Source organism: Myxococcus faecalis (genome assembly GCF_050039385.1).
Lineage (GTDB): Bacteria > Myxococcota > Myxococcia > Myxococcales > Myxococcaceae > Myxococcus > Myxococcus fulvus.
Genome location: NZ_CP144336.1, coordinates 9,960,155 through 9,975,807 on the forward strand (window position 1 = coordinate 9,960,155; position 15,653 = coordinate 9,975,807).

10 protein-coding genes are annotated in these 15,653 nt (G+C 70.6%); 6 read left to right on the forward strand and 4 right to left on the reverse strand.

The features are described from left to right. The first annotated feature begins 94 nt into the window (after positions 1–94). Positions 95–5,608 carry a DNA repair ATPase gene (locus VZQ01_RS39785; protein WP_426746236.1) on the forward strand — a complete coding sequence of 1,838 codons (5,514 nt, stop codon included), beginning with the start codon at positions 95–97 and terminating at the stop codon, positions 5,606–5,608. 51 nt (positions 5,609–5,659) lie between these two features. Here VZQ01_RS39785 and VZQ01_RS39790 read toward each other — a convergent pair whose 3' ends face one another. Next, a complete protein-coding gene (locus VZQ01_RS39790) occupies positions 5,660–6,361 on the reverse strand; it encodes an expansin EXLX1 family cellulose-binding protein (RefSeq protein ID WP_426746238.1) in 702 nt (233 codons plus the stop codon). Positions 6,362–6,525: 164 nt separating this feature from the next. On the opposite strand from VZQ01_RS39790, the gene VZQ01_RS39795 reads away from it, so the two are divergent. Both VZQ01_RS39795 and VZQ01_RS39800 read left to right on the forward strand, forming a co-directional pair. After that, entirely contained in the window at positions 6,526–7,098 is a 573-nt protein-coding gene (locus tag VZQ01_RS39795; RefSeq protein WP_426746239.1) for a hypothetical protein, read from the forward strand. A 202-nt stretch (positions 7,099–7,300) separates the two neighbouring features. Next, entirely contained in the window at positions 7,301–7,873 is a 573-nt protein-coding gene (locus VZQ01_RS39800) for a hypothetical protein (RefSeq protein WP_408890272.1), read from the forward strand. 84 nt (positions 7,874–7,957) lie between these two features. On the opposite strand, the gene VZQ01_RS39805 is transcribed toward VZQ01_RS39800, so the two are convergent. After that, entirely contained in the window at positions 7,958–9,829 is a 1,872-nt protein-coding gene (locus VZQ01_RS39805) for a vWA domain-containing protein (protein WP_223785833.1), read from the reverse strand. A 99-nt stretch (positions 9,830–9,928) separates the two neighbouring features. Between VZQ01_RS39805 and VZQ01_RS39810 the strand changes: the two genes are divergently transcribed. Further along, positions 9,929–10,417, forward strand: coding sequence for a VOC family protein (locus VZQ01_RS39810; protein WP_223751793.1), 489 nt, complete (start codon positions 9,929–9,931; stop codon positions 10,415–10,417). Here VZQ01_RS39810 and VZQ01_RS39815 read toward each other — a convergent pair. After that, a complete protein-coding gene (locus VZQ01_RS39815) occupies positions 10,403–11,512 on the reverse strand; it encodes a heparan-alpha-glucosaminide N-acetyltransferase domain-containing protein (protein ID WP_223751794.1) in 1,110 nt (369 codons plus the stop codon). The genes VZQ01_RS39810 and VZQ01_RS39815 overlap by 15 nt on opposite strands. Before the next feature lie 309 nt (positions 11,513–11,821). On the opposite strand from VZQ01_RS39815, the gene VZQ01_RS39820 reads away from it, so the two are divergent. Continuing rightward, complete coding sequence (locus VZQ01_RS39820; protein ID WP_426749029.1) at positions 11,822–12,802, forward strand: pirin family protein; 981 nt, start codon at positions 11,822–11,824, stop codon at positions 12,800–12,802. A 222-nt stretch (positions 12,803–13,024) separates the two neighbouring features. Further along, on the forward strand, positions 13,025–14,386 hold the full coding sequence (locus VZQ01_RS39825; RefSeq protein ID WP_223751830.1) for a DHA2 family efflux MFS transporter permease subunit: 1,362 nt from the start codon (positions 13,025–13,027) through the stop codon (positions 14,384–14,386). A 29-nt stretch (positions 14,387–14,415) separates the two neighbouring features. Here the strand turns inward: VZQ01_RS39825 and VZQ01_RS39830 are convergent, their stop codons facing one another. Next, positions 14,416–15,585 carry a hypothetical protein gene (locus VZQ01_RS39830; RefSeq protein ID WP_324289176.1) on the reverse strand — a complete coding sequence of 390 codons (1,170 nt, stop codon included), beginning with the start codon at positions 15,583–15,585 and terminating at the stop codon, positions 14,416–14,418. Between the last annotated feature and the right edge of the window lie 68 nt (positions 15,586–15,653).

A 15,653-nucleotide genomic window follows, 5' to 3' on the forward strand; every position in this document is an offset into this window, starting at 1 on the left:
ATGACGTCACGACGACTCCGCCCCGGGCCCTCCGGGGTGGCGTCCCCTCGATGGGGGACGGGGCGGGGTCCATGCGCAATTCCGGTGAGCACTCATGGCAACTGAAGGTGGCAAGGGCGCGGCGCCCACGGGCGAGGTCGCGCTAGAGGGGGGCAGCTACGAGGTCATCCGGACGCGACTGCTCGCGCAGGCGGAGGCGCTGGGCACCAAGGCGGCGGACCTCAACGCGCGGCGCAAGGCGTTCTTCGGTGGCACGGAGCTGGCCGTCATCGGCAACGAGCGCGTGCGCACCGAGAACAACTGCGTGGCGCGCGACATCGTCAGCGTCGGCAAGTACCTGCTCTTCGGCTACAACGTCTTCATCGGGCTGAAGAAGGAGACGTCCGTCGCGGACGTGTTCTCGCTGCACCGCTTCGAGAAGACGGCGGACGGGTTCGACCTGTCCGCGGTGCCGCACACGGAAGGCGGCGGCTTCCTGGCGGACCCGCGCTTCATCAAGGACTTCGGCGAGCTGTACCGCTACTACAAGGACGCGAAGCTCCTGCAGCTGCGGCGCAAGGACGCGCGCCTGTTGGCGGTGTTCAAGACGGGCCAGTCCGCGAGAGACCTGAAGGTCTTCCGCTTCAGCCTGGACACGGACGGCAACGCCACCTACCTCGACAACCAGGGCGACAAGGACCACACCTTCCCGCCGTCGCACGACTTCGAGTGGACGGTGGCCACGCGCGAGAACTACGTGCTGGGCGCCCACCCGCACGTCAACGTGCTGGACCAGGTCTTCGTGGAGACGGTGAAGGGGGACCTCACCGTGAAGGTGGAGGACAACACGTCCTCGGGCCTGGGCATCTACAGCGAGCCGGTGGAGGACGCGAACCAGTCGCTGGACGACGCGCGCTTCGCCTGGGCGCAGGTGGGCACGCTCATCCTGCTGCGCGTGCTGCCCTTCCGCGAGAAGGTGCAGCGCTACCTGGTGTTCAACTCGCGCACGCAGCACGTGGTGCGCATCGACGCCATCGGTCAGGCGTGCATCCGGCTGCCCGAGGACCAGGGCATCATCTTCCCCGGCGGCTACTACCTCCAGACGGGGGACTACAAGGTCTTCGACGGTGAGGCCACCGGCGAGGGCATGGAGTTCAAGAAGGTCATCCGCTCGCCGAATGGCGAGGACGTGCTCTACGTCTTCCACCAGCGCGAGGTGGGGCGCTACCTGCTCTTCCCGTACAACCTGGTGCGCAAGGAGGTGCAGAACCCGCTGGTGTGCAACGGGTACAGCCTCTTCGGGGACGGCGGGCTGGTGGTGTTCCGCGAGACGTCGGCGGACCCCACGCGCGTGCACCCGATGCAGGTGTGGCAGACGCCCTTCGCGTCGGACGAGCACGCGGCGGCGACGCCGCCCGCGCCCGGGTACCTGGGCAAGGTGGGCAACGCGGAGCTGGTGCGCGGCATCTCCGACTCGCTGACGCTCCAGCGCATCGCGAAGACGGACAAGCCCAGCCGGCGCACCTACGAGGACCTGGTCGCCGCGGCCACGCGCGCGCTGGACGCGTACTACTGGCTGGGCCACGCGGAGACGGGCCTCCAGGAGCCGATCGAGACGCTGCGGCGCACCTCCGAGCTCATCATCGACGAGTTCGAGAAGGTGCTCGCCCTCCAGAAGCGCGCCACGGAGGCCCTGGCGGAGGCGGAGCAGGCCCAGGCGAAGCTGCTCGCGCGGGTGCGGCCGGAGCTGCTCACCACCGCCGAGGAGTTCATGCTGGTGCTGGCGGAGCTGCGCCAGCAGCGCGGGCACCTCATCACCCTCAAGGACATCCGCTACATGGACCTGGGGCGGGTGGACGCCCTGGAGAAGGCGGTGGTGGAGGCGTCCGACTCCACCAGCACCGCGTGCGTGGAGTTCCTCCAGAAGGGGGAGGCGCTCCAGCCGCTGGCCGCGCGACTGGACGAACTGCTCGCGAAGCTGGAGCCGGTGCAGACGACGGCGGAGCTGCAGCCGCTGGGCGAGGACATCGAGAAGACGGCCCAGGGCCTCACCGTGCTGGGCGAGGTGGTGGGCGGCCTCCAGGTGGGAGACCCGCTCGCGCGCGCCCGCATCCTGGAGGGCATCTCCGAGCTGTTCGGCCGACTCAACCGCGTGCGCGCGAGCCTGGCCGCCAAGCGCAAGGAGCTGTCCGGCCGCGAGAAGCGCGCGGAGTTCGGCGCCCAGTTCAAGCTGCTCGGGCAGGCGATCGAGAACGCGCTGGCGCAGGCGGACGTGCCGGAGAAGTGCGACGAGGGCCTGTCGCGCCTCACCGTGCAGCTGGAGGAGCTGGAGGGCCGCTTCGGCGAGTTCGACGAGTTCCTCGGGCAGATCACCCAGAAGCGCGAGGAGCTGCTGGAGGCGTTCGGCGCGCGCAAGCAGACGCTGGTGGACGAGCGCCAGCGCCGCGCGCAGAGCCTCTTCGGCGCCGCGGAGCGCATCCTCCAGGGCGTGCAGCGCCGCTCCAAGGCGTTCAAGTCCGACGACGAGCTCAACGCGTACTTCGCCACCGACGCGATGATCCTCAAGCTGCGGCAGCTCTCCGAGCAGCTGATGGCGCTGCAGGACAGCGTGCGCTCGGACGAGGTGCAGTCGCGGCTGAAGTCCGCCAAGCAGGACGCGCTGCGCGCGCTGCGTGACAAGCAGGACCTGTTCGCGGACGGCGACAACGTCATCAAGCTGGGGACCTACCGCTTCAACGTCAACACCCAGCCGCTGGATTTGACGCTGGTGCCGCGCGACGGCGCGCTGTACCTGCAGCTCACCGGCTCCGACTACGCGCAGAAGCTGGAGGACCCGGCGCTGCTCGAGCAGAAGGACCTCTGGGACCAGCACCTGGTCTCCGAGACGCGCGAGGTGTACCGCGCCGAGTACCTGGCCGCGTGCATCCTCTCCGACGCGGAGGAGGGAAAGAACGGCCTGTCCCTGACGGGGCTGCACGCGGCGGTGATGGGCGGGACGCTGCTGGAGCCCGTGCGCGCGTACGCGGCGGACCGCTTCGACGAGGGCTACGAGCGCGGCGTGCACGACGTGGACGCGGCCGCGGTGCTGGAGAAGCTCCTGGCGCTGCACCAGGGCGCGGGCCTCTTGCGCTTCGCTCCGGTGCCTCGCGCCCTGGCGGCGCTGTACTGGGCCTTCGACACCGAGGAGGCGGCGCGGGCGCTCCTGCACCGTCGGGCGCGCAGCCTCGCGCGGCTGCGGCAGACGTTCTCCGCGGCGGGCGGCCTGCACGAACTGGGCATGGCGCTGGGCGAGGCCGTGGGGGCCTTCCTGAAGGCGCAGGGGCTTTCGCACTCGCCGGCGGAGGCGCGGCTGGCGGGTGGCTACCTGGTGGAGGAGCTGGCCGTGGAGCGGCCCCGCTTCACCACGAGCGGCGAGGCGCTGGTGCTCCGGGACGCGTTCCTGGCGCAGCTGGAGCGGCAGGGGACGCGCACGGCCTTCGAGGAGGATTTGCGCGGGCTGGAGAAGGACCTGGCGTCGCGGCTGGACATCGCGCGCGCGTGGGTGCAGGCGTGGCTCGCGCAGCGGGACGGCGGCCCCGGGGACTCCGGCTACTTCGTGCTGGAGACGGCGGTGTTGCTGCTCACCGAGCGCAAGCTGGACCGCGAGCCCGCGGGCGCGCTGACGGCGGCCGAGGTGACGGGCCTGTTGGGCAGCCACCCGCGCATCCAGGACCGCAAGCTGCCGTTGCGCCTGGATGAGTTCCTGGCGCGCCTGGGCGAGTTCCGGCAGCTGCGCGTGCCCCGGTATCAGGCCTACCGCGCGTTGCAGCGGGACCTGCTGGAGCGCGAGCGGCGCAAGCTGCGCCTGGAGGAGCTGACGCCGAAGGTGCTGTCGTCCTTCGTGCGCAACCGGCTCATCGACGAGGTGTACCTGCCGCTCATCGGCGCCAACCTGGCCAAGCAGCTCGGCGCGGCGGGCGAGGGCAAGCGCACGGACCGCATGGGCATGCTGCTGCTCATGTCGCCGCCGGGCTACGGCAAGACGACGCTGATGGAGTACGTGGCGAGCCGCCTGGGCCTCACCTTCGTCAAGGTGAACGGCCCCGCGCTGGGGCACTCGGTGAAGTCGCTGGACCCGGCGGAGGCGCCCAACGCCACCGCGCGGCAGGAGGTGGAGCGCATCAACCTGTCCTTCGAGATGGGCAACAACGTGATGCTCTACCTCGACGACATCCAGCACACGGACCCGGAGCTGCTCCAGAAGTTCATCTCCCTGTGCGACGGCCAGCGCCGCGTCGAGGGCGTCTGGAATGGCCGCACGCGCACCTACGATTTGCGCGGCAAGAAGTTCTGCGTCGTCATGGCCGGCAATCCCTACACGGAGACGGGGGAGCGCTTCCGCATCCCGGACATGCTCGCCAACCGCGCGGACACGTACAACCTGGGCGACATCCTGGACGGGAAGGAGCACCTGTTCGCGCTGAGCTACCTGGAGAACGCGCTGACCTCCAACACGGTGACGGCGCCGCTGGCCACGCGGGATTCGGCGGACACGCATCGGCTCATCCGCATGGCCCAGGGCGAGGAGGTGCCCGCGGGCGAGATGAAGCACGGCTACGCGGCGGCGGAGCTGCAGGAGATCATCGCCATCTTCCAGCGGATGTTCCGGGTGCAGTCGGTGCTGTTGAAGGTGAACATGCAGTACATCGCCTCGGCGGCGCAGGACGAGCGCTTCCGCACCGAGCCGGCCTTCAAGCTCCAGGGCAGCTACCGCAACATGAGCAAGCTGACGGAGAAGCTCGTCTCCGCGATGACGGACGCGGAGCTGGAGCGGCTCATCGACGACCACTACCAGGGCGAGTCCCAGACGCTCACCACCGCCGCGGAGCAGAATCTGCTGAAGCTGGCGGAGATGCGCGGCCGGCTCACCCCGGAGAAGGCGAAGCGCTGGGAGGAGATCAAGCAGGGCTTCGCGCGCGTCAAGCGCATGGGGGGCAAGGAGGACGACCCCGTGGCCCGCGTCACCGGGCAGCTCAGCGGCATCGAGGAGCAGCTCGGCGCGGTGCGCGACGCCGTCGCGCAGGCGGCCACGCAGCTGGCCCAGGGCGCCGCGAATGACGAGGCGGACCCCACGGCCGAGGCCCTGCCGTACCTGGAGGCCCTGCGCGACGCGGTGCTGGAGGTGGCGCGGGTGGGCCGCGAGGTGAAGCAGGCTCCGGTCGTCGCGGCCGCCGCGCCCGTCGCCGCGAGCCTGGATCTGACGCCGTACCTCAAGCACCTGGCCCAACTGCTCAAGGCGCTGACGGAGCGCGCGGCCATGCCCGTACAGGCGCCCGTCGTCCAGCAGGCGCCCGCGCAGGACTTCGGGCCGTACCTGGACCAGCTGTCGCGAGCGCTCGCGGCGCTGGCGGACCGCCCCGTGAATGTGTCGGCCCAGGTGCCGGCGGAGGCGCTCCAGCGGACCGCCGTGGCCGGACCCTCGCCCGCGGAGCTCAGCCGGCAGATCGAGCTGGTGGAGGGTGTGCTGCTGCCCCTGGAGCGGGCCTCCCGTCGCGCGGTGCAGGGCGAAGGGGAGGGCGTCAAGTCGCTCCAGGTCTGGCAGAACGTCACCGAGGCGCTGGAGCTCCTGCGCTCGATGCTGCGGCGCTGAGGTGCGGGCCGGGGCTCGCTTCGCGCGAGCCTCGGTCCGGGGTGCTCGGGGTCAGCGGAACTGCTGGGTGCCGCGCACGCTGTCGTCGTCGAGGACGCGGGGGAGGGTGTCCTCCACCTGCTCGCCGGTGGACGACGTCACGCGCACGGTGAACGCGCCTTCGCCCATTCCGCCCGACTCGACGAAGTAGTTGTAGTCCTCGCGCGGCACGTTCTTCCAGGCGCCATCGCCGCGTCGCCACTCGAGCTTCGAGATGGGCAGCCGGTGGTTGCGGACCTGGATGGCGGTCCACCACGGGTTGCTGCCGTTCTTGAAGTGGTACTCCAGGTTGCCGGCGACGTCGCAGGAGACCACCTTCCAGGTGATGTCCACGCGGCCCAGGCGCATCTCGGCGATCTTCGCGAAGGCCTCGCGGCTCAGGTCCAGGTGGCCCGCCTCGCATTCAGGGCAGCGGTCGACGATGCGCACGCGCACCGAGCCGCTGGGGCCCTGGATGTCCACACACTGGCCACAGGCGGCACTGTTGGCGTACTGGGGCGTGTTCATCGCCGCCACCATCAGGTCGTCCGGGCTGGCGTCGTAGCTGCAATTGCCCGCGCCGGTGGCGTCGTAGAACGTCGCGATGCCCTTCTGCTCCTCGCCCAGGGGCGCGCCTCCGCCGGAGGGGTCATCTTTTCCGCAGCCGCCGCAGGCGAGGAGGGAGGCGGCGAGGGGAACGAGCAGCACTCGGGAGGACAGGTGGGATGGGCGCATACGTGGCGGAGGATACCGCAAGGCGTCCTCCCGGTGCCCAGGCCCGTTGCCCGGAAATGTCGGTGCAATGACTTGCAGGCTGCTAGCGTGCGGGCGCTGTTCGCGAACCAGGGGGTTGTCACGTCATGCGAAGCTTCCGACGCGCTGTCTCTCTTTGTGCGGCGATGGTCCTTCCGGCCTGTGGTGTGGAGGAGCCCACGGGCGGACTCGATGAGGTGTTCGACGTCCGCGAGGCGGAGCTGGTCTCGGCGGTGTCCCGTGGATGTGTCTTCGAGCTCACCTCGGTGGTGCGCGCGGGCATGCTTCCGCCCATCCACGACATCTTCCTGAGCCGGCTGGCCTCCGGGACGTGCGCGTGGCCCGCGGCCAGCATCGGGCTGGGCACCTCCATCAACTCCACACCCAGCCTGTCCCTGGTGGCCAATGACCTGGGCGTGGCGGCGGGCTTCACGGTCAAGAGCGGCTACAGCGGCAGCTCCCCCAGGACCGTGGGCATCAAGCACGTGGACCCGGAGCTGCTGACGGTGGTGCGCAACACCGGCTTCGCGGTGTACCTGGGCACCGGCAGTGTCTTCCTGGGCTACCTGGCCATCGGCGCGGACGGCACCACGCTCACCGCGGGCGGGACGAAGGCGGGCATCATCAGCCCCACCGAGACGGGCAGCGGCAGCAACTTCATCGCGACGTTCCCGGACTTCTTCACCAGCACCACCCCACCCAGCGTCGTCGCGTACTGAGCGCGGCCGTGGGCGGACCGGGCCTCCAGGTGATTCTCGGAGACGGAGAGGATGGGGTTGGGGTTCTCAGCGCGTGAGTCTTTGTCTGGCTGCGATTCCGGATGCAAGACATTGCGGGGGTGGTACGGTGCCGCCGCCACATTCCTGAACCGGGGGTTGTCACGTCATGGGGTTCCTCAAGAAGTCTGTCTGTCTTTGTGCGATGTCGGTCCTCTCCGCCTGCGGTGGGGAGGCTCCCGGGAGCGAGCAGGAGGCGTCACTGGAGGCTCGGGAGGCGGCGCTGTCGTCCACGGCGACGTCCAGGGGCTGCACGTTCGAGGTGACGTCGGTGGTCGTGACGCAGGCCCCGGTGCCTCCCGTCACCGAGAACAAGCTGCACCGGCGCGCGTCCGCGTCGTGCCCGTGGGCCGCGGCGAGCCTGTCCCTGCCCTCGTCCAGCGGCTACGCGCCCCCGTCGCTGTACGTCGCGGCCAACGAGCTGGGCGTGGCGGTGGGCCTCACCTACAAGAGCAGCTATGGCGGCGGGCCCTACCGCACGCTGAGCTTCTTCCACGTGGACCCGGAGACGATGACCATCATCCGGCGGGATGGCCACCAGGTGTCCGGCACGATTGACCTGACGTCGGTGGCCATCGAGCTGGACGGCACGACGCTGACGTCCTACGGGACCAAGGCCGGCGTCATCTACGGTGAGACGGGCACCGGCCCGGAGTTCGTGGTGTCGTACCCCGACTTCTTCACCAGCACCACGCCGGGCACCGTCCTCGCGTTCTGAGCGGGCGTGCCGGAATGAAAAAGTGGGGTGGAAGGCTCCCCCAGTGGGCCTTCCACCCCACGACCCCCGACAGCGAACCTCTCTTCAGCGACCGCGCGCCGAGGCACCCGACAGCGCGCGGGCCTGCGTCACCAGCCGGACGAACTCGGCGCGGTCCGCGTCACCGCCCACGGCGCCCTCGGCCAGCTTCTGCGCGGTGGCCAGGCTCCAGCCCTCGGCGGCCGGGTTGCCGCGCAGCACGTCGGCGGTGGCGGCCACGGCCAGCGCGAAGCGGAAGTCGGGCGAGGCGGCCTCCAGCGAGTCGCGCAGCAGCGAGCGCTCCAGCGGGAAGGCCTGCTCGGAGGCCTCCGTGCCGTTGGGCGCCTTGGCGCGCACGCGCACCGTGGCCAGCGACTCCCTGGCGCCCTTCACCAGCTCCACCTCGTACAGCGCCGTCACGTTGTGGCCCGCGCCAATCTCACCCGCGTCCACCTTGTCGTCGCGGAAGTCCTTGTCCGCCACGTCGCGGTTCTCGTAGCCGACCAGGCGGTAGCGGCTCACGGCGGCGGGGTTGAACTCCACCTGCAGCTTCACGTCCTTGGCGATGACCTCCAGCGTGCCCGTCAGCTGCGTCTCGAAGACCTTCTTGGCCTCCTTGTAGCTGTCCACGTAGAAGCTGTTGCCGTTCCCCTTGTCGGCCAGCTTCTCCATCATGTCGTCACGGTAGTTGCCCATGCCGAAGCCCACGGTGGTGAGGGTGACGCCCTCGGCCACGTACTTGCGGATGCTCTCCAGCATGGACTCCGGGGACACGCTGCCGATGTTGGCGTCGCCGTCGGTGAGCACCACGACGCGGGAGACGACCTGCCCGGACGCCTTCTTCACCGCGTGCTTGTAGGCCATCTCCATGCCCGAGCCCATCGCCGTGCCGCCGCCGGACTCCAGCCCGTCCAGCGCCGCGTGGATGCGCTTGACGTCCGTGGCGGGCGTGGGCGCCAGCACGTCCCGCGTCGAGCCCGCGTAGGTGACGATGGCCACCGTGTCGTTCTCGTTGAGGTTCTTCACGGCGATCTTGATGGCCTCCTTGGCGAGCGGCAGCTTGTCCTGCGACGCCATGGAGCCGCTGGTGTCGATGAGGAACACCAGGTGCGCGGGCTTGCGCTGCGAGCGCGAGACGACCTTGCCCTGCACGCCCACGCGCACGAAGTGGCGCTTCGAGTCGAACGGGGAGGGCGCCGCCTCCAGGTGCACCGTGAACGCGCCCTTCTCCGGCGGGGCGTAGCGGTACTTGAAGTAGTTGACGAACTCCTCCACGCGCACCGCGGAGGCCGGCGGCAGGTTGCCCTGCTGCAGGTAGCGGCGGGCCACCGTGTACGACGCGGTGTCCACGTCCGCGGCGAAGGTGGACAGCGCGTCCTTGGCCGTCTCGGTGAAGGCGTTGGGCTTCCAGTTCTCGAACGTGTTGCCCTGGTGCGTGGTGTCCGCGTCCGCCGGGGCCAGCGTGTCCTGCGCGGGCTTGCGCGTGGGGAGGCTGGGCATGCTCTTGCTGGGGCCGGGGGCCGCGCGCTTGGCGAGCTCCATGGCCCTGGGCGCGGCGCCCGCGCCACCCAGCGTGGCGGGGCTCGGCGGAGGAGGCGCGGCCATCATCACTGCGCTCGGCTCCTCCATGGGCGCGCCTTCCACCGCGGAGGACTCGTCGTGCTCGGTCTCGGCGAACGTGTGGGGGTCGGCCTTGGGCGCCTCGGGCCGCATCGCCTGCGCCACGGCGCCCGCGGGGGCCTTCTCCCTGCGCTCGTCCTTGGCGCCGTCCTGCGCCGCGTCATCTCGGTGGGCGGCCCGGGGCTTGTAGTCGGCCTGGGGGGCCACGGAGAGGCCCTCCGCGGTGGGCTTGGACGACGTGCACGCCGGCAGGGTGCAGGCGACGAGCAGGGCACTTCCCCACTGGCTCAGGCGGCGCTTCAGGAAGGACTGGGACATGCGTTCTCCGGGGGACGGATACGACGTTCGCCGCTTCGAAACGCACGACCTGGGAAATGGGTCTATTCCCCCGGATTTTCCCGTGACAGGGTGCCCCCCATGGAGACCTCGAGACCCTTTCGAATCCTGGGCGTCCAGCAGATCGCCATCGGCGCCGCCGACAAGGCCCCCCTGCGCAAGCTGTGGGTGGACCTGCTGGGCCTGACGCCTCACTCCACCTATCGCAGCGAGCGCGAGAACGTGGACGAGGACATCGTCACGGCCGGTGCGGGCCCCTTCAAGGTGGAGGTGGACCTGATGCAGCCCATCAACCCCGAGGGCAAGCCCCGGGTCCACGAGACGCCGCTCAACCACGTGGGCTTGTGGGTGGATGACCTGCCCGTCGCCGTGGCGTGGTTGGAGAAGCAGGGCCTGCGCTTCGCCCCCGGCGGCATCCGCAAGGGCGCCGCGGGCTTCGACATCTGCTTCGTGCACCCCAAGGCCAACGAGCAGTTCCCCTACAGCGGAGAGGGCGTGCTCATCGAGCTGGTGCAGGCCCCGCCCGAGGTCGTCTCCGCCTTCGAGAAGCTGGCGTCAGCTTCCCACTGACGTCAGCGCTCCACGCGGGCGCTTCGTCACGGCCCGGAGCGCGCTCTTCACCAGGCGCTCCAGCCCGTCCCACGCCAGGCACAGCATCCACGTGGCGACGATGAGCACGGCGGTGAGCAGCCAGTACTGGGGCCAGTCGCTCTTGTCCCCCCAGAAGCGCTGGAACGAGAAGACGCCCCCCAGCCGGTAGAACAGCAGCATCTCGTGGAAGAAGTATGCGGAGAGCGACGAGGTGCCGAACACCTCGATGAACCGCCGCAGGCGCGAAGGCGCGCTCGCCTCCGCCACGCGCCCCTCCAGCCACATCAAGCCGAGCAGCACCGCGCACACCCACGCGAAGCGCGCCGCGGAGTTGGACGGGTTGGCCACGAAGAAGCGGTGGTGCGGGTAGAGCTGGAAGAGGAAGTCGCCGGACGCGGCGCCCACGGCGCCCACCGTCACCAGCGCCAGCAACGCCAGGGCCAGCGCGCGGCGGCCCCACGCGCCCGCGAGTGTCCCCGCGAACGCGCCCAGCCACCCGAAGCCCAGCCAGGGCAGCAGGGGGAACGGCGCGAAGGAGGACTTGTTCGTCAGCGTGGCCCACGGCCCCGTCACCTGTTCCCCCAGCGGCGCCACCGCGAAGACGGTGAACGCCAGCGCGAGGCTCAGGCCGGCCAGCGCGCGGGGACGCGAGGCGAGCAGTGCGGCCACCGGCAACATCAGGAGCAGGCACACGCCCACGCACTGGAGGATGTCCATGCGCAGCAGCCACTTCGGCTCGCTCAGCAGGGGGAACCAGGCCCAGTTGACCAGCGAGGCCACCAGCAGCACCTCGCAGGCGCGGCGGAGGTTTCGCGGCACGCGCTCGCGCAGCTTCCCGGCGGCGGCGCTGCGCACCATGACGAGGGCCAGGGCGAAGCCCGCGGAGAAGATGAACGCGGGGGCCACCAGCCCGTCCACCTTGAGCAGGCGGCCCACCCAGACGCTCTTGCGCAGCTCCGGGGTGAGCAGGGCCAGCGAGTGCGTCTGGACCATGAACAGCACGGCGATGCCGCGCAGCCAGTCGATGGCGCGCACGCGCTCTTGGGACACGGCGAAGGGGGGGGATGGGCTCACGGCGGGCGAACCCTACGGCAACCCCAGGCGAAGGTGTATGGGGAGCGGGCTGGCGGGCCCCGGACGTGAAAGAATGCGCCCCGGGCTGGCCGGGATTAGAGGCTCCGGACGGCGTCACGCGTGGCAGGAGGCCCCTTGAGCGAGGAAGTCAGTCGGAGAGCGGCGCTGCGGTTGCTCGCGGTGGCGGGGGCCACCACCACGGCGAGCTGCACGAAGAGCCCGGGAAAGGCAGAGGAGCAGGGGATGAGCCAGTCGTCGAAGGGGAGTGAAGCGCCACCCGTCATCCTGGGCATGAGCCCCCTGCGGGGCATGCCCTGGCCCACGCCGGACCCGTTCCTGTTCTGCGTCCACCACGTCGACGCCTACCCCCAGGGCAACGAGCAGCTGGGGCCCACCGCGTCGCTGGCGGGCCGGCAGCTGGGCCAGGACTTCGAGGGTCGCGACGGCTGGAACATGTACCACGGCACCGTGGTGCCGGGCTTCCCGCAGCATCCGCACCGGGGCTTCGAGACGGTGACCATCGTCCGCAGCGGGCTGTTGGATCACTCGGACTCGCTGGGCGCCGCGGCGCGCTTCGGCGGCGGGGACGTGCAGTGGCTCACGGCGGGCAGCGGCGTGCTGCACTCGGAGATGTTCCCGCTCCTGAAGAAGGACGCGCCCAACCCCGTGGAGCTGTTTCAAATCTGGCTCAACCTCCCGCGCGCCGACAAGCTCGTGGCGCCGCACTTCTCCATGCTCTGGGACCACGCCATCCCCCGCCACGTGGCGAAGGACGAGGCGGGGCGCACCGCCGAGATCACCGTGGTGGCCGGCAGGCTGGGGGACGCGAAGCCGCCGTCGCCTCCGCCGAAGTCCTGGGCCGCGCGGGTGGACTCGGACGTGGCCATCTGGACGGTGAAGCTGTCGCCCGGCGCGCGCTGGACGCTGCCCGCGGCCCAGCGCGGCAGCAACCGCTTCGTGTACTTCTTCAAGGGCTCCACGCTGAAGGTCGGCGGCCGGGACGTCCCCGCCCGGCATGTCCTGCAGCTGCGCCCGGACGCGGACGCGCTGCTGGAGAACGGCCCGGACGAGACGGAGCTGCTCATGCTCCAGGGGCGCCCCATCAACGAGCCCGTCGTGCAGCACGGGCCGTTCGTCATGAACTCGCGGGAGGAGATCGTCCAGGCGTTCAACGACTACCAGCGCACCCAGTTCGGCGGGTGGCCCTGGAAGAGCGACGACCCGGTGCACGCGCGCGAGGAGGGGCGCTTCGCCCGGCACGCGGATGGCCGGCTGGAGCGGCCGGCCTGACGAGTCCCCCGCGCCCCGTCCGTGATTCCACCGGGGCGTCGGCCGAGTGCCGGCCGCCCGGTGGCAGGGTGGGCGAGGGGCCGCCCGCGCGCAGTGTCGTCGAGCGTGACAGTCGCGCGGCCACATGTGCATAGAAGAGAGGTGTCCGACTCCCCTGGCTCCTCTCCACCCGGCTCGCCGCCCGCGTCCTCCCAGAGAGGCTCCCGGCTGGCGTCCATCGCGGTGGCGAGCGCGCTGTTCATGGAGTTCGTCGACTCCACCGCGCTGTCCACCGCGCTGCCGACGTTGTCCGCGGCCTTCGGCACGGACCCCATCCACCTCAAGCTGGCGCTGACGTCGTACATCCTGGCCCTGGCCGTGCTCGCGCCGGCGAGCGGCTGGGTGGCGGACCGCTTCGGCCCTCGTCGCGTCTTCATGGTCGCGATGAGCGTCTTCCTGCTGGGCTCGGTGTTGTGCGGCTTCTCGCGCACGCTGCCGCAGCTGGTCCTCTTCCGCACGCTGCAGGGGTTGGGCGGCGCGCTGATGACGCCCGTGGGCAGGCTCATCGTGGTGGGCTCGGCGCCACGCGAGAAGCTGGTGTCCGCGCTGAGCTGGTTCACCATGCCCGCGCTCGTGGGGCCGCTCATCGGTCCCCCCATCGCCGGGCTCATCCTGGGCGTGGCCGACTGGCCGTGGATCTTCTTCGTCAATGTCCCGGTGGGCCTGTTGGGCATGCTCGCGGTGGCGCGCTTCGTCCCGGAGCTGCCGCAGCCGCACCCGGGGCCCTTCGATTGGAAGGGCTATGCCATCGCCGCCGTGGCGATCACGCTGACGATTGTCGCGGTGGAGACGCTGGGTGTGGGGCTGGTGCCTCCGGAGACGCAGCTGGGCATGGCCCTGGTGGCCGTCGGCGCGGGGGTGCTCTACGTGCGCCACGCGCTGCGGCGCCATCGGCCGGTGCTGGACGTGCGGCTGGTCAAGGTGGCCACGTTCCGCGCCAGCATCGCGGGCGGAGGGCTGGTGCGCATGGGCCTGGGCGCGACGCCCTTCCTGCTGCCGCTGCTCTTGCAGGTGGGCCTGGGATGGGGCCCCTTCGAGGCGGGCATGATGACCATCGGCACGGGCCTGGGGGCCATGTCCTGCAAGCCGCTGGCGCCGTGGGTCATCCGCAAGCTGGGCTTCCGCGCCACGCTGACGGGCTCCAACCTGGCCGCCGCGGTGCTGACGGCCGTGCCGGCGTTGTTCCGCGTGGGCACGCCCATCCCGGTCATCGTCGTCACGCTGTTCGTCAGCGGCTTCGTGCGCTCGCTCCAGTTCACCGCCATCAACGCCGTGGCCTACGCGGACATCCCCCCGGAGAAGATGAGCCAGGCGTCGACCATGGCGGTGGTGACGCAGCAGATGGCGTTGAGCGTGGGCATCAGCTTCGGCGCGCTCATGCTGCACCTGGCGCGCGGGGCCGGCGAGCTGCCCCTGACGCCGGACCGCTTCCTGATGCCCTTCATCGCCATCGGCGTGGTGTCCTCGCTGGCGGGGTTCTTGTTCCGCCGGCTGCCCGAGGACGCGGGCTCGCGCATCGGTGGACGCGCGGCCCGGGCATCGTGAGGCACCCGGGCCGCGAGGAATGGCGGTGACTACAGGCCGTCGTGGTAGCAGAAGCCCATGGTGCGGTCGAAGCCGCCGGGCGGACGCGAGTAGCTGAAGTAGCCCAGCTCCTCACCCGGACCGCAGTTCGTGCGGGCCCGCTCGTAGCGCAGGCAGGTGGCGGTGCCCGTGCGGCCCAGGTCCAGGCACGTGCCGCGCGCGCCCTCGCTGCCGCAGAACTCGGCGAACGTCACGCCCGGGGTGCACGTGGAGCCCACCGGCGCGGTGTCGAACCGGAAGCCGAACGACTGCAGCACGGCCTGCGTGGTGCACAGGCCGTAGACGCCGCACATCATGCCCTCGGGGCACCCAGGGTCGGCGGCCAGGAAATCACACGTCTGGGTGCACTGCGCGTTCTCCGAGAGCAGGTCCGTGCAGGTGTAGCCCTGCTCGCAGTCCGTCGACGCCAGCTCGTACTCGCTCGCGGCCGGCGTGGTGGTGCACGCCTCGCCCTGCGTCTTGGTCCCCAGCGAGCGCTCCAGCGTGCCGTCCGAGGCCACGTAGTTGGTGGGCACGCACGTGGTGTCCGGCAGGTTCGCCGTCAGCGAGCCCTGGCGGGGATCACACCCGCCCTGGCGCACGGTGTTCCACGTCGCGAAGCGGATCCACTTGCACTCCCCACCCGGCACCAGCGCGCTGCCCCAGAAGGGCGCGTTGAGGGGCGGGGCGTCCACGGCCTCGCGCAGCACCACGTTGGCCAGCGCGCCGATGGTCTGGTCGGGGGACACCTTCAGCGCCAGCAGCAGCGTGCCGGACTCGGCCACCAGGTCCTTCTGCGTGGCCGCGCCCGAGTCCTTGGTTCCGAAGACGCACTGGTCGCACGCGAAGGTGTTTCCGCCCGCGGTGGCCAGGTTGTAGAGGCCCGGCGTCGTGTCCACGTCCAGGCGGATGAACGCCCGGTCCCGGGCGGCCGGGTCTCCGAAGCTGCTGAAGTCGCCGCGCAGCGTGGGCTGGTTGGTGTACATGACCGGCGTCAGCTCGACGCCATTGGCCATCTCCCCGAGGGTGATCTCCTCACAGCCCGGAGGCGCCGTCAGCAGCCTGGCCTGCTCCTCCAGGGAGCCCACCTCCTGGTGATTCGTCGCGGGCTCCTTCGTCGTCGTGGGCTCACAGCCCACCAGGCCCGCCAGCAACACCGCACCCCAACGCAAACCCTTCACGCTCGAAACAGCTCTGACGTAGGACGCCATGTGTCTCCCTTTCGCTCGAATGCTGACTGGAATGACAT